Annotated in this window: 22 protein-coding genes; 17 read left to right on the top strand and 5 right to left on the bottom strand. The window is 65.6% G+C overall.

What is annotated here, in order from left to right:
• The first annotated feature begins 100 nt into the window (after positions 1–100).
• The 3 genes from DMX06_RS10635 (at position 101) to DMX06_RS10625 (ending at position 1877) form a co-directional block, all read left to right on the top strand.
• On the top strand, positions 101–664 hold the full coding sequence (locus DMX06_RS10635; RefSeq protein WP_110604401.1) for a GNAT family N-acetyltransferase: 564 nt from the start codon (positions 101–103) through the stop codon (positions 662–664).
• Between the two features lie 33 nt (positions 665–697).
• Positions 698–1255: a hypothetical protein gene (locus DMX06_RS10630; RefSeq protein ID WP_375538092.1), complete on the top strand. Its 558-nt coding sequence runs from the start codon at positions 698–700 to the stop codon at positions 1253–1255.
• An 82-nt stretch (positions 1256–1337) separates the two neighbouring features.
• The gene (locus DMX06_RS10625) at positions 1338–1877 is read left to right on the top strand and encodes a hypothetical protein (protein ID WP_110736790.1); all 540 of its coding nucleotides are present in this window, start codon (positions 1338–1340) and stop codon (positions 1875–1877) included.
• Positions 1878–1956: 79 nt separating this feature from the next.
• Here the strand turns inward: DMX06_RS10625 and DMX06_RS10620 are convergent, their stop codons facing one another.
• On the bottom strand, positions 1957–2424 hold the full coding sequence (locus tag DMX06_RS10620; protein ID WP_110736788.1) for a DMT family transporter: 468 nt from the start codon (positions 2422–2424) through the stop codon (positions 1957–1959).
• A 91-nt stretch (positions 2425–2515) separates the two neighbouring features.
• Here DMX06_RS10620 and DMX06_RS10615 point away from each other — a divergent pair, with 91 nt between their 5' ends.
• Both DMX06_RS10615 and DMX06_RS10610 read left to right on the top strand, forming a co-directional pair.
• The gene (locus DMX06_RS10615) at positions 2516–3436 is read left to right on the top strand and encodes a LysR family transcriptional regulator (protein WP_110736786.1); all 921 of its coding nucleotides are present in this window, start codon (positions 2516–2518) and stop codon (positions 3434–3436) included.
• Between the two features lie 34 nt (positions 3437–3470).
• Positions 3471–3857 carry a lysozyme inhibitor LprI family protein gene (locus tag DMX06_RS10610; protein ID WP_110736784.1) on the top strand — a complete coding sequence of 129 codons (387 nt, stop codon included), beginning with the start codon at positions 3471–3473 and terminating at the stop codon, positions 3855–3857.
• A gap of 202 nt (positions 3858–4059) precedes the next feature.
• Here the strand turns inward: DMX06_RS10610 and mnmH are convergent, their stop codons facing one another.
• Positions 4060–5172 carry a tRNA 2-selenouridine(34) synthase MnmH gene (mnmH, locus tag DMX06_RS10600; protein ID WP_110736780.1) on the bottom strand — a complete coding sequence of 371 codons (1113 nt, stop codon included), beginning with the start codon at positions 5170–5172 and terminating at the stop codon, positions 4060–4062.
• Entirely contained in the window at positions 5172–6206 is a 1035-nt protein-coding gene (gene selD / locus DMX06_RS10595) for a selenide, water dikinase SelD (protein WP_110736778.1), read from the bottom strand. The genes mnmH and selD overlap by 1 nt, the downstream gene beginning before the upstream one ends.
• 163 nt (positions 6207–6369) lie before the next feature.
• On the opposite strand from selD, the gene DMX06_RS10590 reads away from it, so the two are divergent.
• The 8 genes from DMX06_RS10590 to moaE all read left to right on the top strand — a co-directional run bounded on the left by DMX06_RS10590 (position 6370) and on the right by moaE (position 12682).
• Positions 6370–7224, top strand: a complete 855-nt coding sequence (locus DMX06_RS10590; RefSeq protein ID WP_050703810.1) for a putative selenate ABC transporter substrate-binding protein — start codon at positions 6370–6372, stop codon at positions 7222–7224.
• A complete protein-coding gene (locus DMX06_RS10585; protein WP_110736776.1) occupies positions 7221–8015 on the top strand; it encodes a phosphonate ABC transporter ATP-binding protein in 795 nt (264 codons plus the stop codon). Before DMX06_RS10590 ends, DMX06_RS10585 begins: the two co-directional genes overlap by 4 nt.
• Positions 8009–8836: a PhnE/PtxC family ABC transporter permease gene (locus DMX06_RS10580; RefSeq protein WP_110736774.1), complete on the top strand. Its 828-nt coding sequence runs from the start codon at positions 8009–8011 to the stop codon at positions 8834–8836. Before DMX06_RS10585 ends, DMX06_RS10580 begins: the two co-directional genes overlap by 7 nt.
• Positions 8833–9600: a phosphonate ABC transporter, permease protein PhnE gene (gene phnE / locus DMX06_RS10575; RefSeq protein ID WP_110736772.1), complete on the top strand. Its 768-nt coding sequence runs from the start codon at positions 8833–8835 to the stop codon at positions 9598–9600. Before DMX06_RS10580 ends, phnE begins: the two co-directional genes overlap by 4 nt.
• A gap of 294 nt (positions 9601–9894) precedes the next feature.
• The gene (locus DMX06_RS10570; protein ID WP_110736770.1) at positions 9895–11289 is read left to right on the top strand and encodes a PhoH family protein; all 1395 of its coding nucleotides are present in this window, start codon (positions 9895–9897) and stop codon (positions 11287–11289) included.
• Positions 11290–11511: 222 nt separating this feature from the next.
• On the top strand, positions 11512–11982 hold the full coding sequence (moaC, locus tag DMX06_RS10565) for a cyclic pyranopterin monophosphate synthase MoaC (RefSeq protein ID WP_046857035.1): 471 nt from the start codon (positions 11512–11514) through the stop codon (positions 11980–11982).
• Entirely contained in the window at positions 11982–12227 is a 246-nt protein-coding gene (locus DMX06_RS10560; protein WP_110736768.1) for a MoaD/ThiS family protein, read from the top strand. The genes moaC and DMX06_RS10560 overlap by 1 nt, the downstream gene beginning before the upstream one ends.
• Before the next feature lie 2 nt (positions 12228–12229).
• Positions 12230–12682: a molybdopterin synthase catalytic subunit MoaE gene (gene moaE, locus DMX06_RS10555; protein WP_110736766.1), complete on the top strand. Its 453-nt coding sequence runs from the start codon at positions 12230–12232 to the stop codon at positions 12680–12682.
• Between the two features lie 154 nt (positions 12683–12836).
• On the opposite strand, the gene rhlB is transcribed toward moaE, so the two are convergent.
• Both rhlB and DMX06_RS10545 read right to left on the bottom strand, forming a co-directional pair.
• The gene (rhlB, locus tag DMX06_RS10550; protein WP_110736764.1) at positions 12837–14288 is read right to left on the bottom strand and encodes an ATP-dependent RNA helicase RhlB; all 1452 of its coding nucleotides are present in this window, start codon (positions 14286–14288) and stop codon (positions 12837–12839) included.
• 92 nt (positions 14289–14380) lie between these two features.
• A complete protein-coding gene (locus DMX06_RS10545; RefSeq protein WP_110736762.1) occupies positions 14381–15037 on the bottom strand; it encodes an alpha/beta hydrolase in 657 nt (218 codons plus the stop codon).
• A gap of 336 nt (positions 15038–15373) precedes the next feature.
• On the opposite strand from DMX06_RS10545, the gene DMX06_RS10540 reads away from it, so the two are divergent.
• The 4 genes from DMX06_RS10540 to DMX06_RS10525 all read left to right on the top strand — a co-directional run bounded on the left by DMX06_RS10540 (position 15374) and on the right by DMX06_RS10525 (position 19531).
• Positions 15374–16402: an amino acid ABC transporter substrate-binding protein gene (locus DMX06_RS10540; RefSeq protein ID WP_110736760.1), complete on the top strand. Its 1029-nt coding sequence runs from the start codon at positions 15374–15376 to the stop codon at positions 16400–16402.
• A gap of 67 nt (positions 16403–16469) precedes the next feature.
• Positions 16470–17648, top strand: coding sequence for an amino acid ABC transporter permease (locus DMX06_RS10535; protein WP_110736758.1), 1179 nt, complete (start codon positions 16470–16472; stop codon positions 17646–17648).
• Between the two features lie 10 nt (positions 17649–17658).
• Positions 17659–18756, top strand: a complete 1098-nt coding sequence (locus DMX06_RS10530) for an amino acid ABC transporter permease (RefSeq protein WP_110736756.1) — start codon at positions 17659–17661, stop codon at positions 18754–18756.
• A gap of 10 nt (positions 18757–18766) precedes the next feature.
• On the top strand, positions 18767–19531 hold the full coding sequence (locus DMX06_RS10525; RefSeq protein WP_050703824.1) for an amino acid ABC transporter ATP-binding protein: 765 nt from the start codon (positions 18767–18769) through the stop codon (positions 19529–19531).
• The last annotated feature ends 85 nt before the right edge of the window (positions 19532–19616 follow it).

The following is a 19616-nucleotide window of genomic DNA, read 5'->3' as shown; positions in this document are numbered from 1 at the left end:
GCCTTGTGCCGCGAACGGGCCGCAAAGCGGCCCCAGGGATGCCATACCGGGCCACTGTCGTTAGACTGTCATCTCCCCACCACCGGACAGGAGTCCCGGCGTGCCCGACCCCCGCAGTTTCCCCAGCGACCTGTGCCTTGAAAGCCCACGCCTGCAGCTGCGCCCCATGCGCCATGGCGACGCGCAGCAGTGGCTGACCATCATGGCCGACCCGGAAGTGATGCGTTACTGGTACCACGCCCCCTGGCAGACCCTGGCCGAGGCCGAAAGCGCCCTGGCCGCAGACCGCGAAGCCTACGCCGCCGGCCAGTTGCTCAAGCTGGGCATGTACCGTCGCGACAACGGCGAGCTGATCGGCATGGTCCAGCTGTTCAACCTCGAGGAGGGCTCGCGCCGTGGCGAGATCGGCTACTGCCTGGCCAAGTCGGCCCAGGGCCGAGGCTACATGGACGAGGCGCTGACCTGTTTCATCGACTACCTCGCCCATACCCTGCACCTGCGTCGCCTGGAGGCGGAAATCGACCCGCGCAACCAGGGCTCGGCGCGTACCCTGGAACGCCAGGGGTTCGTCCTCGAGGGCACGCTGCGCGCCCGCTGGTGCGTGGCGGGTGAGCTGTCTGACTCGGGGCTGTACGGGCTGCTGCTGGAACCGCCTGTGGCCTGATGCCCGAGGGGGTCATGGACGAGTTTTTTATTGATGGATGGAGCCCGTGTTTTGCCTGTTTTATATGTGACGTTCACCTTGCTGCTGTTCCTGCTGTGCCTGTGTTTCGACGGCATCCTGATGGGCGTCGATGGGCATATGCCTGCTTTACAGATACTGCTCATGGGCCCTTGGGGCATTGCCTTCGGACAATACCAGTGGTTTGCCAACCCGCTGCTGGGGCTGGCGCTGCTCGCCCATCGACGCTTTCGCCGGTTGGCGCTTGCAGCCGGGGTGATCGCGCTGGGGCTGGCGCTCAGTTGCCTTGGCATCGAACGGGTGCCGGACAACCGCAGCTATAACTTCCTGCCTCTGACGGGCTTTGGCGCCGGTTACTATCTATGGACACTGGCGATCCTGCTGTTCTGCGTCGGGCAGGCCTGGTGGTGCCGCAAGGTGCGTTCGGCGGCGGATGTGCCGGGCTGGCGCTGGTTCGATGGTGTGTTGATCACGGTGCTGGTGGCGACTATCTACGCCGGGACGCAGATGCCGAGCCTGCGCGTCCAGCCGAGCGGCGCCGACGAGTTGCCGGAGCAGGCTGCGACACGCTGATGCAGCGCGGCCCGTCGGGTTTGGAAAGACGCCAGGGCTGGGTTAAGGTCGCAGCTTGTCCCGTTTTCTCCAGGTGCCTGACTTGCCCGCTTTCTACCTGACCACCAGCCTGGCCCTGTACCTGCTGAGCCTGGCCTTCGATGGCGCCCTGACGGGGGCGGGTCGGCATGTGCCGGCGTTGCAGATGCTGCTCTACGGCCCCTGGGGCATCGCCTTCGGTCTGTACCAGTGGTTCGCCAACCCGCTGCTGGCGCTGGCTATCCTCGCCCATCGACGGTTCCGCCGCCTGGCGCTGGTATGCGGCCTGGTGGCGCTGTACCTGGCGGCCAGCAGCTTCGCCATCACCCGCTTGCCGGACAACCAGAGCTACGCCTTCCAGGATGTGACCGGCTTTGGCGCGGGCTTCTACCTGTGGCTGCTGGCGATCCTGGTGTTCTGCCTGGGCCAGCTGTGGTGGTGTTGGAAGGCGCGCTCGGCGGAGGATGTGCCGGGCTGGGGCTGGCTCGATGTGGCGCTGATCGCAGCCCTGAGCGTGGCGCTGTATGCCGGTACGCAGATGCCCTCGCTGCGCTTCGAGCCGCACAAGGTGATCGTGCCGCCGGAGCAGCCACGCACCTTGTGATGGCAATTGCCCCTACAGGGCAGCGCAATGACTGCGTGGGAGCGGGCTTATCCCGCGATAGGGCTGCTATGTCAGGCGCTCAACGCGCCGTGCCCCACTGCACCACGATCATCCCGAGCACGATCATTCCCACTCCCGCCAGCCGCAACAGGTTCACCGGCCGCTCCGGCAACCCCATCAAGCCAAACTGGTCGATCAGCAGCGACGACAGCACCTGCCCGGCCACCACGCAGACGATGAACCCGGCTGCCCCCAGGCGCGGCGTCAGCACCAGCGCGGCGGTGATGTAGAGCACTCCGGCGACCCCGCCGAACCAGGCCCACCAGGGCGCATGGGCCAGTTGCTGCACCTGCGGCAGCGGCGCGCGCATCAGCAGCAGGGCCGGCACCAGCATCAGCAGGCTGACCAGCAACGACACCCCGGCGGCCCACAGCGGATGGCCGAGCAGGCGCCCGAGCGCGGCGTTGCTGCCGGCCTGGAACGGCACGGCGGCCCCGGCGAGCAGGGCGATGAGCAAGGGGAGGGCGGCGAAGAGGCTGGCGGGCATGGTGTCTACTCCTGATCAGAACACTGGCCTTAGTCTCGATCATGCATTTCAATGATGGAAATTCGAACTTCGCACAGGTTGTATTCGTACCATGGATGATCTGCGTCGCATCGACCTCAACCTGTTGCTGACCCTGCATGCCCTGCTCAGTGAGCAACATGTTTCCCGGGCGGCCTTGCGCCTGCATCGCAGCCAGCCGGCGGTCAGCCATGCCCTGGCGCAGTTGCGCGAGCTCTTCGCCGACCCGCTGCTGGTGCGACGCGATGGCCGCCTGCAACTGACGGCCCGCGCCGAAGCCCTGCAGGCGCCGTTGCAGGAGGCCTTGCAGCAACTCGACGGACTGCTCGGCACGCCGGGCTTCGAGCCGGCGCGGGCACGGCGCACCTTTCGCCTGGCCATGTCCGACTACGGCGCCCGTGTGGTGCTGCCAGCGCTGATGCGCCTGCTGCGGCGCGAAGCACCGGGCATTGACCTGGTGGTGTCCCAGGGCAGCCGCGAGGCGATGCTCGGCCAGTTGATCGACGGCGAGGCGGACCTGGCACTGGGCGTGTTCCCGGAGCTGCCGACGGAAATGGCCCAGCAGGTGCTGTTCGAGGAATCCTTCGTCTGCCTGGCCGACCGGGCCAGCCTGCCGCCCCGCGGCGGCCTTGCGCTCGAACCGTGGCTGGCGCGGCCCCATGTGCTGGTGGCGGTACGCCCCGGCATCGACAACGAGATCGACCAGGCCCTGGCCAGCTTGGGCGCACGCCGACGCATCGCCCTGACCTTGCCGCATTGGGGCGTGGCCCAAAGTGTCATTGCCGGGACCGACCTGGTGCTCACCGTGGCCCGCCGCAGCCTTGCCGGTGCCCGGCTGGACCCGGCGCTGCGCCAGTTCGCGCCGCCCCTGGCGATCTCGCCGTTCGCCTTCGCCCAGGCCTGGCACTCGCGGCGCGACGGCGATGCCGGACACCGCTGGCTGCGGGCGCGGATCCAGGCGCTGTGCGTGAACGAAGGCGCGGCAGGGTGCTAGGCTGTGCCGCATTCATCTGCGAAAAGGAAAGCCCATGTTCAAGCATTGCCTGGTCGGCGCCGCCGCCCTGCTGATCGCCGCCGGCGCCCAGGCCGAGGACTATTCGCCCACCTACACCCAGTGCATGGACAAGGCCTCCAGCACCCTGGCCATGGGCGCCTGCATCCAGGCCGAGACCCAGCTGCAGGATGACCGGCTGAACCGCGTCTACAAGCAACTGATGGCCAAGCTCGACAGCCAGCATCAGAAAGACCTGCGCGAAGTCCAGCGCACCTGGATGAAGTACCGCGACGGCAACTGCGCCTTCCACGGCAAGTTGAGCAACGGCAGCATCTACCGCATCGAAGGCGCGATGTGCGAGATGGACATGAGCAAGGACCGGGCGGCGGAGCTGCAGCGGGTGCTCAGCCCGGGGCAGTAATTGTGGGTTTGCTTGCCCTGTTGCGCAGGGAACTATGATTACCCAGCCAGCGCGTACCCTGTGGGAGCGGCTTTAGCCGCGAAGCAAGCAACGCGGTGCCTGGCACCGGCTTCGCCGGTGTTCGCGGCTAAAGCCGCTCCCACAGGTCCCTGCTAAATCAATCAGTCATTTGCAGTTCCATTGGAGCGGTCTTGCCCGAGCTTCAGGCGCTGCGGTGCGCGCGTCGTGCCCGGGCCTTCAGGTACTCGCGCACCTCCACGCCGTCTCCGGCGAACTCGATCCGCTGTGCCTTGGCCTCACGCTGGTAGGCGTACATCGGGTCGTAGTACTCCTTGAGCAGCCCTTCGATCCACCCTCGGTGCAGGCTCACGTCTCCACTGCGCAACTGCTCCTCCAGCGCCTGGTCGAGCAACGCCGACAGCCGCTGGAAGCGTTCGCCGCCCAGGCGCTTGTAGATGTTGGCCATGCTCTGGCGCATGCGCTCGGCGAACAGCGGGCCGCCGGTTTCTTCACCGTGCACGGCGATGTACTCGGCGCAGAGGTTGATCACGTAGTCGCGCAGGATACGTTCCACGCGATGCGCGAAGCTGTCTTCCAGCCACACCAGCGGATAGCGCTGCATGCCCTGGTACAGCTCCAGCGGCACCGCGCAGCTGCCGACCACGCGGCCTTCGTCCTCGAGCACGAACTGGCCGATGCCACGCTCGCGTTTCTTGAGGATGTCGATGGCCAGCGCATTCTCGAAATCGATCTGCGCCGGCTGCGCCGTGGCGCGCTTGCCGAAGCTGGAGCCGCGGTGATTGGCGTGGCCTTCGAGGTCGAGCACGTTGTCCAGCTGGTGCAGCACATCGGTCTTGCCGGTGCCGGTCAGTCCGCCCACCAGGACGAACTCGCACTGCTGCAGCGCCTGCAGCGTGGTATCCATCAGCAGGGTGCGCATGGCCTTGTAGCCGCCCACCACCTTCGGATACTGGATGCCGGCGTCCTTGAGCCAGCCCTGGACGATCTGCGAGCGCAGGCCGCCACGGAAGCAGTAGAGGTAGCCGTCGGGATGGGCCTGGGTGAACGCGGCCCAGGCCTCCAGGCGCTGCTGCTTGAGCGCGCCGTTGACCAACTGGTGGCCCAGGGCGATGGCGGCGGCCTGGCCCTGCTGCTTGTAGCAGGTGCCGACCTTCTGTCGCTCCTGGTCGTTCATCAGCGGCAGGTTGACCGCGCCGGGGAAGGCGCCCTTGGTGAATTCGATCGGCGCGCGCATGTCCATCATCGGCACGTCGTCGAGGAACAGCTGTTTCAGCTCGGTGCAGTCGGGGCGCATCAGATCACCTCGACTGCGTGGCTCTGTCGCTCGACCAGCTCGCCGATCGGCGCCAGTTCGAGCCCGAGCTCCCGCGCCACGGCGAGGAACTCAGCCTCGCCTTGCGGGGTGACCGCCACCAGCAGGCCGCCGCTGGTCTGTGGGTCGCACAGCAGGTGCTTCTGCTCGTCGCTCAGCGCGCCGATCTTGTGCCCGTAGCTGTCGAAGTTACGCAGGGTGCCGCCGGGGATGCAGCCCTCGGCCAGGTAGTGTTCGACGCTGGGCAGGCGTGGCACGGCAGCGAATTGCAGGCGGGCGGTGAGGCCGCTGCCTTCGGCGACTTCGACCAGGTGGCCGAGCAAGCCGAAACCGGTGACGTCGGTCATCGCCTGCACGCCGTCGAGCTTGCCGAAGCGGCTGCCCGGGGTATTGAGGGTGCACATCCAGTCGCGGGCCAGGCCTTGGTCCTGTTCGCGCAGCTTGGCCTTCTTCTCGGCGGTGGTGAGGATGCCGATGCCCAGCGGCTTGGTCAGGTACAGGCGGCAGCCGACGCTGGCGGTGTCGTTGCGCTTGAGGTGGCGCTTGCTCACCACGCCGGTCACGGCCAGGCCGAAGATCGGCTCGGGGGCGTCGATGGAGTGGCCGCCGGCCAGCGGGATGCCCGCTTCGGCGCACACGGCGCGGCCGCCGCGGATCACCTCGCGGGCGACCTCCGGTGGCAGCACGTTGATCGGCCAGCCGAGGATGGCGATGGCCATCAGCGGGTCGCCGCCCATGGCGTAGATGTCGCTGATGGCGTTGGTGGCGGCGATGCGGCCGAAGTCGTACGGGTCGTCGACGATGGGCATGAAGAAGTCAGTGGTCGAGACCACCCCACGCTCGTCATCCAGGGCATAGACCGCGGCGTCGTCGCGCGAGGCGTTGCCGACCCAGAGTTTCGGGTCGAGGGCCTGGGTGCCGCTCTCGGCGAGGATCACATCCAGGACCTTGGGAGAAATCTTGCAGCCACAGCCAGCGCCGTGGCTGTACTGTGTCAGACGAATCGGCTCGCTCATGTGCACCTCGACTTTTCGTGATGCGCGATTGTAGCAAAGCTGGCCTTTGTGCCTGCGGCTCTTATACTTCCCTCGTTTATCAGCATCGCGGGGCAAGCCCGCTCCCACGCAGACCCGCGATGCGACACCGACTCATGCCCCGCTATCGAACCGGAGAACCCCCATGCTCAAACGCCCCCTGGCACTGTTTGCCGGCCTCGCGCTGTCCTGCTGCGCCGTGGTCGCCCAGGCCGCCGATGTGCTGCGCGTCAGCGCCATCCCCGACGAGGCGCCGACCGAACTGCTGCGCAAGTTCAAGCCGCTGGGCGAATACCTCGAGCAGCAGCTGGGCATGAAGGTGCAGTTCGTGCCGGTGGCCGACTACCCGGCGGTGGTCGAGTCGCTGGCCAGCGATCGCCTGGACCTGGCCTGGCTGGGGGGCTTCACCTTCGTCCAGGTGCACCTGAAGGACCCCAAGGCCACGCCGCTGGTGCAGCGTGAGCAGGATGCCAAGTTCACCAGCAAGTTCATCACCGCCAACCCGGATGTGAAGAGCCTCAAGGATCTGAAGGGCAAGACCTTCGCCTTCGGTTCGATTTCGTCCACCTCGGGCAGCCTGATGCCGCGTTACTTCATGCTCAAGAACGACAACATCAAGCCCGAGGAGTACTTCAGCCGCGTCGCCTATTCCGGCGCCCACGATGCCACCGCCGCCTGGGTCCAGGCCGGCAAGGCGGATGCCGGCGTGCTCAACGCCAGCGTCTGGGACAAGCTGGTCGCGGCCGGCAAGGTCGACACCAGCAAGGTCAAGGTGTTCGCCACCACGCCGGAGTACTTCGACTACAACTGGACCGTGCGCGGCAACATGGACCCGGCACTGAAAGAAAAGATCAAGCAGGCCTTCCTCGCCCTGGACCCAGCCAAGCCTGCGGACAAGGCGATCCTCGACCTGCAGGCCGCCAGCCGCTTCATCGAGACCAAGCCCGAGAACTACGCGGGCACCGAGCAAGCCGCGCGTGAGGCCGGCCTGCTCAAGTGAGTATCCGTGTTCAGGGCGCCGGCGTGCGCCACGGCCAGGTCCAGGCCTTGGGCGCGGTGGACCTGCAGATCGGCCAGGGCGAGCGGGTGGCGATCATCGGTCCGTCCGGGGCCGGCAAGTCCAGCCTGCTGCACCTGATGGGCACCGCCGTGCCGCCCAGTGGCGGGCGGCTGGAGTTGTTGGGCGAGCAGCCTTGGGCATTGTCTGCCCGGGCCCGCCAGCGCTTGCGCGCACGGGTCGGCCTGGTGCACCAAGCGCCGCCCCTGCCGCCGCGCCAGCGGGTGGTCACCGCCGTGCTGGCGGGGCGCCTGGGGGAGTGGGGCACGCTGCGCGGGCTGCTCAACCTGATCCACCCCGGCGATGTACCCGGTGCTCGCGCGGCACTCGCCGAGCTGGGCATGGCCGACAAGCTGTTCGCCCAGTGCGGGCAGTTGTCCGGTGGCCAGTTGCAGCGGGTCGGCATCGCCCGCGCCTTGTACCAGCGACCCGAAGTGCTGCTGACCGACGAGCCGGTCTCGGCCATGGACCCGGTGCTGGCCGACCACAGCCTGGCACTGCTCAACCGTCATGCCCAGGCCCATGGCGTGACCCTGGTCGCCAGCCTGCACGCGGTGGAGCTCGCCTTGGCGCATTTCCCACGCATTGTCGGCATTCGTGCCGGGCAGGTGGTGTTCGATTGCCCGGCAGAAGCGGTCAGCGAAGCGATGCTCGATGCCTTGTACGCCAACGAGCAACTGACGTCGCCTGTCGCCGCGACGGCGAGCCTGCAGGTGCAGATTCCGCGATGCTGAGCACTGACCACCGCGATCCCGCTGCCATCCCTCGCTTGCTGCTGACCCTGCTTTGCCTGGCGCTGCTGTGGCCGGGCCTGCGTTTGAGCGAGTTGGATCCCGGCGTGCTGTTGCAGGCCGAGAACCGTCAACAGATGGCCGGTTTCGTCAGCGCGTTCTGGCCCCCGGCTCACGACTTCGGGTTTCTCGACCTGCTGTTCACCGCCACCGTGCAGACCCTGGCCGTGGCCACGGCGGGCATGACCCTGGCGCTGCTGCTGGCGGTGCCTGCCAGCCTGTTGGCCAGCCGGGCGCTGTCGCTGCGGGCCGCTTCCAATGGTGGACGTCTGGGACCATGGTCACGCGCTGCGCGCCTGCCGGTGCGCGGCGTACTGATCTTCCTGCGCAGCGTGCCCGAGATTGTCTGGGCACTGCTGTTCGTCCGTGCCGTGGGCCTGGGCCCGACCGCCGGGGTGCTGGCCATCGCCATTACCTACAGCGGCATGCTCGGCAAGGTCTACGCGGAGATCTTCGAGTCGGTGGACCAGCGTCCGGCCCATGCCTTGCTCCAGGCCGGCAGTAGCCGCCTGTCGGCGTTTTTCTACGGCACCCTGCCCGAGGCCGCGAGCGAGGTGGTGTCCTATACCGTGTACCGCTGGGAATGCGCGGTGCGCGCCTCGGTGGTGATGGGCTTCGTCGGCGCCGGTGGCCTGGGCCAGCAGATCGACCTGTCGATGCGCATGTTCGCCGGCGCCGAGGTGGCGAGCATGCTGCTGACCTTCCTGTTGCTGGTGGTGCTGGCCGACCTGCTCAGCCGCTTCCTGCGCGGGAGGCTCGCATGAGGCGGGTGATCAATGGGCTGGTGATCGTCGCGGTCCTGGCGGCGGTGCTGGCGTCGTTCGCCTACCTGGAGCTGGATCTGGCAGCGGTCGTCGGCAGCGGCGGACCGGCGCAGATGGGCGAATACGCGGCGCGCTTCCTGCACCCGGACCTTTCCCTGGCGCACCTGCGGGCGGTGGGGCAGGGCGCCCTGGAAACGCTGGCCATGTCCGGGATGGGGACGCTGCTGGCGATGCTGCTCGGCCTGTTGCTGGCGCTGCCGGCCGCCGGGCGTTTCGGCTGGCCGTTGCAGGGCGGGGCGCGCCTGCTGCTCAATGCGTTGCGGGCGATCCCGGAACTGGTCTGGGCGGCGCTCACTGTGCTGGCCGCAGGCCTCGGGCCGAATGCCGGTACCCTGGCGCTGGCGCTGCACACTGCCGGGGTACTGGGGCGGCTGTTCGCCGAGGCGCTGGAGAATGCACCGCCTGAGCCTGCGGCGGCGATCCGCCTGCAAGGGGGCAGCCAGGTGGCGGCGTTCTGTTTCGGCACGCTGCCCAACCTGTGGCCGCAACTGCTGGCGTACAGCCTGTATCGCTGGGAGAACAACATCCGCATGGCCAGCGTGCTGGGGTTCGTGGGGGCGGGCGGTCTGGGGCAGATGCTCTACGCGACCCTGAGCCTGTTCCAGGAGGCACAGGCCAGCACGGTGATCATTGCCATGCTGTTGCTGGTGCTGCTGGTGGACGCCCTGAGCGATGTGCTGCGCCAGCGTTTCGTACGCGCCTGAAAGGGCTTGATGCGCTACCTGACCTCTGACTGTAGTCCCGCTCAGGCCCCACGCCAAGCCCTGTTCGTCAATCCGAAAAATAAACTTCACCTGAGCGTAAAAAGACTTTTTTCGGTCATGGTTTTTGCGGTATCAAGGAACCAGACAGCCGAACCCTGCAGCACAGGTGGCGTCATCCACGCCCCTTTTGCCAGGTGAGCTTCCCGCCCGTAACGACGCGGATACGGGAAGAACGGCAGTCACTCTGCGGCGCAGCCGTTCGCGCCGTGTGGCTTTCACATAAGGTGAACGAGTATGGATGACCAAGGACGCACCCCTTCCTCCAACCAGCCAATCCTGTATGTGCTCGATACCAACGTCCTGATTCACGACCCCAACGCCCTGCTCAACTTCGAGGAGCACCACGTCGCCATACCGATGACGGTGCTGGAGGAACTCGACAAGCTCAAGACCGGTAAACACACCATCGCCGCCGAGTGTCGCCAGGCCATCCGCCTGATCGACCAGACCCTCGGTGATGCCTCGCCCAGCGATGTCGAGCAGGGCGTGCCGATCCAGCGTGGCAAGAGCGGGCCCAAGGGTTTCCTGTCCATTCTCATGAGCACGCGCAACGAGCCGAACCGCCTGCTCCCCGAAAACCTCGCCGACAACATCATCATCAACCAGCTGCTGGACCTGCGCGCCAAGCGCAAGGACCTCGACGTGGTGCTGGTGACCAAGGACATCAACATGCGCCTGAAGGCGCGTGCCTGCGGGATCGCCGCGGAGGACTACAGCACCGACCAGCTGGTCGACGACGTGTCCTTGCTGTCCAAGGGCTACCACTCGGTCACGGGGTCGTTCTGGGACCGTGTGAGCAAGGTCGATACCCGCCAGGAACGCGGCCGTACCTGGCACCGGGTGCAGCTGATCGACAACCTGCCGGCGGTGCACATCAACGAGTTCATCATCGACGAACAAGGCTTCGTCGGCTGGATCAAGGGCATCCGCAACGACGAGCTGCTGCTGCTCGACCTGCACCAGGAACCGCTGCTGCACCAGGAGGCCTGGGGCCTGAAGCCACGGGACATCCACCAGAGCCTGGCGCTGTTCGCCCTGCTCGACCCGGATATCCACCTGGTCAACCTGACCGGCGCCGCCGGCTCGGGCAAGACCATCCTGGCGCTGGCCGCAGCCATCGAGCAGACCATGGTCAGCAAGCGCTACCGGCGCATCATCGCCACCCGCAGCGTGCAGGGGCTGGACCAGGAGATCGGCTTCCTGCCGGGCACCGAGGCGGAGAAGATGGAGCCCTGGCTGGGCGCCATCACCGACAACCTCGAAGCGCTGCACATGGACGACGAGAGCACCCACGGCAGTGTCGAGTACATCCTCGAGCGGGTGCCGTTGCAATTCAAGTCGCTGAACTACATCCGGGGTCGCAGCTTCCAGCAGAGCCTGATCCTCATCGACGAGTGCCAGAACCTCACGCCGCACCAGATCAAGACCATCATCACCCGCGCGGGGAACGGGTCCAAGGTGGTTTGCCTGGGCAACCTGGCGCAGATCGACACGCCCTACCTGTCGGCCACCAGCTCCGGGCTGACCTACCTGACCGAACGCTTCAAGGACTTCCCCCACGGCGTTCACATCACCCTGCAGGGCGTGCCCCGCTCGGTGCTGGCCGAGTACGCCGAGTCGCATCTGTAAACCCTGCGCCGGGTCTTGTGGGAGCGGCCTTGCGTCGCGAAAGGGCTGCGAAGCAGACCCGGCAATCTAAGCATCACAGCAGAAATTCTGGGGCCGCTTTGCGGCCCTTTCGCGACGCAAGGCCGCTCCCACATTTGTCCGTGTACGTCTGGCAGATACTTTCCGCTGCTCAAAGCTGACCTGCAGGTTTACACTCTGTATTCCCTACCCAGGAGCAGAGCAGTGCTGACTCATCTTGATTCCCAGGGGCGCGCCAACATGGTCGACGTCACTGAAAAGGCCGTGACCGCGCGCGAGGCGATTGCCGAGGCACGGGTGCGCATGTTGCCGGACACCCTGCGCATGATCGTCGATGGCCAACACCCCAAGGGCGACGTGTTCGCCGTGGCGCGCATCGCCGGCATCCAGGCGGCGAAGAAGACCAGCGACCTGATTCCGCTGTGCCATCCGCTGATGCTCACCGGCGTCAAGGTCGAACTGGCCGCCGAAGGCGAGGACGTGGTGCATATCGTCGCCCGCTGCAAGCTGGCCGGGCAGACCGGCGTCGAGATGGAAGCCCTGACTGCCGCCAGCGTCGCCGCGCTGACGATCTACGACATGTGCAAGGCGGTGGACAAGGGCATGGTCATCGAGCAGGTGCGCCTGCTGGAGAAGACCGGCGGCAAGAGCGGCCACTACAAGGTGGAGGGGTGATGAAGGTCAAGGTCATGTATTTCGCCCGCTACCGTGAGTTGCTGGGCGTCGATGCCGAGCGCCTGGAAGGCGACTTCAAGGTGCTGGACGATGTGCGCCAGGCCCTGGTGGGCAAGGGTGGGTACTACACGGTGCTGGCCGAGCAGAACCTGATGTGCGCCCGCAACGAAGAGCTGTGCCGGCTCGATGAGCCACTGGAAGAGGGTGACGAGATCGCGTTCTTCCCACCCGTGACCGGAGGTTGACCGTGGCCGTACGTGTTCAGCAGGCGGCCTTCGACCCGGGCATCGAGGTCAACGCCATGCACGCCGCCAATGTCGGCGTGGGCGCGGTGGTCGGTTTCGTCGGCTACGTGCGCGACTTCAACGATGGCCTGGACGTGGCAGGGATGTTCCTCGAGCACTACCCGGGCATGACCGAGAAGGCCCTGGCCAAGATCGTGGTCGAGGCCGAGCAGCGCTGGCCGTTGCTCAAGGTCGAGGTGCTGCACCGCATCGGCGCACTGGAGCCGGGCGAGCCGATCGTCTTCGTCGGCGTGGCCAGCGCGCACCGGCAGGCGGCGTTCGATGCCTGCAATTTCATCATGGATTACCTGAAGACCCGGGCGCCGTTCTGGAAGAAGGAAAATACCCGGGAAGGGCCGCGCTGGGTGGAGGGGAAGCAGAGCGATCAGGATGCGGCGGGGCGCTGGGAGTCCTAGGGAAAGATCGCTTTCTGTAGGAGCGGCCTTGTGCCGCGAAAGGGCCGCAAAGCGGCCCCAGGGTTTCAGCATTGATGCAGATATTGCTGGGGCCGCTGCGCGGCCCTTTCGCGGCACAAGGCCGCTCCTACAGGGAGGTGAGCGGCCTTGAAGATCAATGATGCTTGCGCGGCACCGGCTTCAACAGCTCATCCGGCGGCATCTCGCACTTGATCTTGCGCCCCAGCAGCTCCTCGATCGCCGGCAGCTGGTACGAATCGTCCTCACCGGCAAAGCTGATCGACACACCGCTGCTGCCCGCACGGCCGGTACGGCCGATGCGGTGCACGTAGTCGTCCGGGTCTTCCGGCAGGGTGAAGTTGATCACGTGGCTGATGCCGTCGATATGAATGCCGCGACCGGCCACGTCGGTGGCCACCAGCACGCTGATGCGCCCCTCGCGGAAGTTCTCCAGGGTACGGATGCGCTTGTGCTGCGGCACGTCGCCCGACAACTGGGCGGCGTTGATGCCGTCGCGCACCAGTTTCTCCTCGATGCGCCGTACCTCGTCCTTGCGGTTGGCGAAGACCATCACCCGTTCCCACTTGTTCTGTGTGACCAGGTTGTACAGCAACTTGTACTTGTCGCTGCCGGCCACGGCATAGACGTGCTGTTCGACGGTCTCGCTGGCCACGTTTTCCGGCTCGATCTCGACGATGGCCGGGTCGGTGGTCCACTGCTTGGCCAGGTTCATCACGTCGTCGGTGAAGGTGGCCGAGAACAGCAGGGTCTGGCGCTCGCTCTTGGGCGGGGTCTGGCGGATGATCTGGCGGACCTGGGGGATGAAGCCCATGTCGAGCATGCGGTCGGCCTCGTCCAGCACCAGCACCTCGACCATGTCCAGGTGCACCTCGCCGCGCTGGTTGAAGTCCAGCAGGCGGCCGGGGGTGGCCACCAGGATGTCGCAGTGGCGAGCCTCCAGCGATTTCAGCTGCTTGTCGAAGTCCATGCCGCCGACGAAGCTCATCACGTTCAGGCCGCTGTACTTGGTCAGGGCCTGGGCGTCCTTGGCGATCTGCACCACCAGCTCGCGGGTCGGGGCGATGATCAGCGCCCGCGGTTCGCCCATGTAGCGCTCCTTGGGCGGCGGCACCTGCTGCAACTGCGAGATGATCGAGATCAGGAACGCGGCGGTCTTGCCGGTGCCGGTCTGGGCCCGGCCGATGGCGTCCTGGCCACGCAGGGTGTGGCCCAGGACCTGGGCCTGGATCGGCGTGCAGTAGGGGAAACCGAGGTCGTGGATGGCGTGCATCAGCTCGTTGGAGAGCTTGAAGTCGTGGAAGCGGGTCTTGCCCTCCTGCGGCTCGACCACGAAATCCTCGGGCTTCCACAGGCTGGCCTGGGGCTTGGGCTTGCGTTCGCGGCGCGGCTTGTCCCGGGCGGGCTGCTCGGCGGGCTGGGGTTCGGCCTGCGGTTTGGTCGCGGCCCTGGGCTTGGCGTGCTGGCGCGCCGGGGCCTTTTCGACGGCCGGTTGCGCGGCCGGCGCGGGCGGGGTCACGGCGACGGGCTCGGCGGCCTGTGGCGCGGCGTCTCCCTTGGCGAATATTTTCTTGAGTGCCTTGAGCACGGTCGTCTCGTCAACTGGTTAAGGAATGTACGCCGGGCAGTGTAATGCAAGAATCGGGCGCGGCGTAGTGCAATGCATGGCGGGCTACAGGGTTACTGCAACTGGCGGCTCAACCATTCATGGATGTCGTTGAGCTCCTCGACCACCACTTCGTGCTCCATCGGGTACTCGTACCAGCGGGCGGCGACGCCCCAGGTATTGAGGTATTCGAAAGCGGTGCGGCCCATCGACGGGACCACCACCGGGTCGTGCACGCCGTGCAGGCACAGCGCCGGGGTGCGCTGCTGGCAGGCGCTCAACTGCTGGCTGTCGGTGAAGGTCGGTGCGTAGGTGGACAGGGCGATCACCCCGCCCAAGGCTTCCTGCCACTTTATATAGGCAGTGTGCAGCACCACAGCGCCGCCCTGGGAGAACCCGGCGAGGATGATGCGCGACAGGCTGATGCCCTTGGCCTGCTCGTCCTTGATCAAGGCAATGACCTGCTCGGCGGATTCTTCCAGTTGCGCTTCGTCGATGGCTCGCGCCGGGGTCATGGCCTTGATGTCATACCAGCTGGGCATCTGGTAGCCGCCGTTGATGGTCACCGCGCGGGTGGGGGCCTGGGGCATGACGAAACGCGTGCTGAGCAGGCGCTCCTGGAGAAATTCGGCGACCGGTAGGAAGTCGTAACGGTCGGCCCCAAGGCCGTGCAACCAGATCACACAGGCGTCGGCGGGTTTCTGGGGTTCGAGGATCAACGGCTGGGTCATGACTGCTCCGAAAGAGTGCGTGCGTACGGATTGGGTGCGTAAAAAGAAGGCGATGACGGTTAATGCCAGAAAAGAATGTCGCAACTCTACAACTTTTCCTACTTGACGCCCGCTTAATCGCTTAAGCCCTCGACTGTGGTACGCCCTTTGCTATGTCTCTGGTTATGCGTAGGGGTGAGCCTCTGACGGTAACACCCCTCGTGTGGATAGAAGGCTGTCACAGAACAGCCCATTGCGCCAATTGACCCAAAAACAAGCCAACAAGGGGTCGGATGCGCCTCATAAGGGTGCGGTGCAATTCCGGCTCATACAACAAGAGCGATTTGGAGGTTGTTGATGAAGATGTTGAAAACCACCCTGGCAGTCCTGACCGCCGCCGCCGCGCTGGGTGCCACCAGCTTCGCCCAGGCCGGTGCTACCCTCGATGCGGTGAAGAAGAAGGGCTTCGTCCAGTGTGGCGTGAGCGATGGTCTTCCAGGCTTCTCCGTGCCGGACGCGCAAGGCAAGATCGTCGGCATCGACGCCGATGTGTGCCGCGCCGTGGCCGCTGCCGTCTTCGGCGACGCGAACAAGGTCAAGTTCAGCCAGCTCAACGCCAAGGAGCGCTTCACCGCGCTGCAGTCCGGCGAAGTCGACGTGCTGTCGCGCAACACCACCTGGACCAGCTCGCGTGATGCCGGCATGGGCCTGGTGTTCGCCGGTGTCACCTACTACGACGGCGTCGGCTTCCTCGCCAACAAGAAGCTCGGCGTCTCCAGCGCCAAGGAACTCGACGGCGCGACCATCTGCATCCAGGCCGGTACCACCACCGAGCTGAACGTTTCCGACTACTTCCGCGCCAATGGCCTGAAGTACACCCCGATCACCTTCGACACCTCCGACGAAAGCGCCAAGTCGCTGGAGTCCGGCCGTTGCGACGTGCTGACCTCCGACAAGTCGCAGCTGTTCGCCCAGCGTTCCAAGCTGGCCGCGCCGACCGAGTACGTGGTGTTGCCGGAAACCATCTCCAAGGAACCGCTGGGCCCGGTGGTGCGCAAGGGCGACGAGGAGTGGTTCAGCATCGTCAAGTGGACCCTGTTCGCCATGCTCAACGCCGAAGAGGCCGGCGTCACCTCGAAGAACGTCGAGGCCGAGGCCAAGTCCACCAAGAACCCTGACGTCGCCCGCCTGCTGGGCGCCGACGGCGAGTATGGCAAGGACCTCAAGCTGCCCAAGGACTGGGTAGTGCAGATCGTCAAGCAAGTCGGCAACTATGGCGAAGTGTTCGAGAAGAACCTGGGCCAGAGCACCGACCTGAAGATCGACCGTGGCATGAACGCCCTGTGGAACAACGGCGGCATCCAGTACGCGCCACCGGTGCGCTGATGGTTGCACCCCGCGGCGGCATCCTGCCGCCGCGGGTCGTTCGAATCCCTTCTTTTCGGGGCACTTCATGCAAAATCAAATCGGCGCACGGAAAGGGTTTTCCCTTAGTGATCCACGTGTGCGCGCGTGGCTGTTCCAGATCCTCACGGTGGTCTTCGTGGTGGGCCTGGGCTGGTACCTGTTCCACAACACCCAGACCAACCTGCAGCACCGGGGCATCACCTCGGGCTTCGATTTTCTCGAGCGCAGCGCCGGCTTCGGCATCGCCCAGCACCTGATCCCCTACGTGGAATCGGACAGCTACGCCCGGGTGTTTGTCATCGGCCTGCTCAACACCCTGCTGGTGACCTTCATCGGCATCATCCTGGCGACGCTGCTGGGCTTCATCATCGGCGTGGCGCGGCTGTCGCCGAACTGGATGATCAACAAGCTGGCGACGGTGTACGTGGAAACCTTCCGCAACATTCCGCCGCTGCTGCAGATCCTGTTCTGGTACTTCGCCGTGTTCCTGACCCTGCCGGGGCCACGGGGCAGCATCAACATCGACGACACCTTCTTCATCAGCAACCGCGGCCTGAACATGCCCGGCGCCGCGATGGCCGAGGGCTTCTGGCCGTTCGTCATCGCGCTGGCGCTGGCGATCGTCGCCATTGTGGTGATGGTGCGTTTCGCCAACAAACGTTTCGACGAAACCGGCGAGCCGTTCCACAAGTTCTGGGTCGGCCTGTTGCTGTTGATCGGCATCCCCGGCGTCTGCGCGCTGCTGTTCGGCAGCCCGGTGCACTGGGAGGTGCCGCAGCTCAAGGGCTTCAACTTCGTCGGTGGCTGGGTGTTGATCCCCGAGCTGCTGGCGCTGACTCTTGCGCTGACCATCTACACCGCGGCATTCATCGCCGAGATCGTGCGTTCCGGTATCCGTTCGGTCAGCCATGGCCAGACCGAGGCGGCCCGTTCGCTGGGCCTGCGCGAAGGCCCGACGCTGCGCAAGGTGATCATTCCCCAGGCCTTGCGGGTGATCATTCCGCCGCTGACCAGCCAGTACCTGAACCTGGCGAAGAACTCGTCACTGGCCGCCGGTATCGGCTACCCGGAGATGGTCTCGCTGTTCGCCGGTACCGTGCTCAACCAGACCGGCCAGGCCATCGAGGTGATTGCCATCACCATGAGCGTCTATCTCGCCATCAGCATCAGCATTTCGCTGTTGATGAACTGGTACAACAAGCGCATTGCGCTGATCGAACGGTGAGGGTACATCCGTGACAGCCCATGTTTTCAAACCCGACATGCCGCCACCGGTGAAGACCGTTGGCGTGCTCGCCTGGATGCGGGCCAACCTGTTCTCCAGCTGGCTCAACACCCTGCTGACGTTGTTCGCCCTGTACCTGGTCTGGCTGATCGTGCCGCCGCTGGTGCAGTGGGCGTTCATCGACGCCAACTGGGTCGGTACCACCCGCGCAGACTGCACCAAGGAGGGCGCCTGCTGGGTGTTCATCCAGCAACGCTTCGGCCAGTTCATGTACGGCTACTACCCGGCGGAACTGCGCTGGCGCGTCGACCTGACCGTGTGGCTTGCCGTGCTCGGTGCCGCACCGCTGTTCATCAAGCGCTTCCCGCGCAAGGCCGTGTACGGCCTGGGCTTCCTGGTGCTGTACCCGATCCTCGCCTACATCCTGCTGCACGGCGGCGTGCTGGGCCTGGACACGGTACCCACCAGCCAGTGGGGCGGCCTGATGCTGACCCTGGTGATCGCCACGGTCGGTATCGTCGGTGCCTTGCCGCTGGGCATCCTGCTGGCGCTGGGGCGTCGCTCGAACATGCCGGCGGTGAAGGTGGTCTGCGTGACCTTTATCGAGTTCTGGCGCGGCGTGCCGCTGATCACCGTGCTGTTCATGTCGTCGGTGATGCTGCCGCTGTTCCTGCCCGAGGGCATGAGCTTCGACAAGCTGCTGCGGGCAATGATCGGCGTGATCCTGTTCCAGTCGGCGTACATCGCCGAGGTGGTGCGCGGCGGCCTGCAGGCAATCCCCAAGGGCCAGTACGAAGCCGCCGCGGCCATGGGCCTGGGCTACTGGCGGGCGATGGGCCTGGTGATCCTGCCCCAGGCGCTCAAGCTGGTGATCCCCGGCATCGTCAACACCTTCATCGCCCTGTTCAAGGACACGAGCCTTGTGATCATCATCGGCCTGTTCGACCTGCTCAACAGCGTCAAGCAGGCGGCGGCTGACCCGGCCTGGCTGGGCATGGCCACCGAGGGCTACGTGTTCGCCGCCCTGGTGTTCTGGATTTTCTGTTTCGGTATGTCCCGCTACTCCATGCACCTGGAGCGCAAGCTGGACACTGGCCACAAGCGTTAGGAGTTTCGAAATGAGTGAAGCGATCAAGCAGCCTGCCGGCCCCGAAGGCATCATCCAGATGCAGGGCGTGAACAAGTGGTACGGCCAGTTCCATGTGCTCAAGGACATCAATCTGAACGTGCGCCAGGGTGAGCGCATCGTCCTGTGCGGGCCGTCCGGTTCGGGCAAGTCGACCACCATCCGCTGCCTCAACCGGCTGGAGGAGCACCAGCAAGGGCGCATCGTCGTCGATGGCGTGGAGCTGACCAATGACCTCAAGCAGATCGAGGCGATCCGCCGCGAGGTGGGCATGGTGTTCCAGCACTTCAACCTGTTCCCGCACCTGACCATCCTTGAAAACTGCACCTTGGCGCCGATGTGGGTGCGCAAGCTGCCGCGGCGCAAGGCCGAGGAAATCGCCATGCACTTCCTCGAGCGCGTGCGCATTCCGGAGCAGGCGCACAAGTACCCGGGGCAGTTGTCCGGTGGTCAGCAGCAGCGGGTGGCGATTGCCCGGGCGCTGTGCATGAAGCCTAAGATCATGCTGTTTGACGAGCCGACTTCGGCGCTGGACCCGGAGATGGTCAAGGAGGTGCTCGATACCATGGTCAGCCTGGCCGAAGACGGCATGACCATGCTCTGCGTGACCCACGAGATGGGCTTTGCCCGCACCGTGGCGAACCGGGTGATCTTCATGGACAAGGGCGAGATCGTCGAACAGGCCGCGCCGGATGACTTCTTCGACCGGCCGCGCAGTGATCGGACCAAGCTGTTCCTGAGCCAGATCCTGCATTGATGCAATCGGGGCCGCCCCACCGGGGCGGCTGACGCGGTCCCTGTAGGAGATCGCCCAGCCCTTTGGGGGCTGCGCTGTCGCGCAG

Origin of the sequence: Pseudomonas mosselii (assembly GCF_003205295.1) — a bacterium.
In the GTDB taxonomy this organism is placed as follows: domain Bacteria; phylum Pseudomonadota; class Gammaproteobacteria; order Pseudomonadales; family Pseudomonadaceae; genus Aquipseudomonas; species Aquipseudomonas mosselii_B.
Note: the sequence above shows the minus strand (reverse complement) of the source record. Positions and strands in the feature narration are given on the sequence as shown.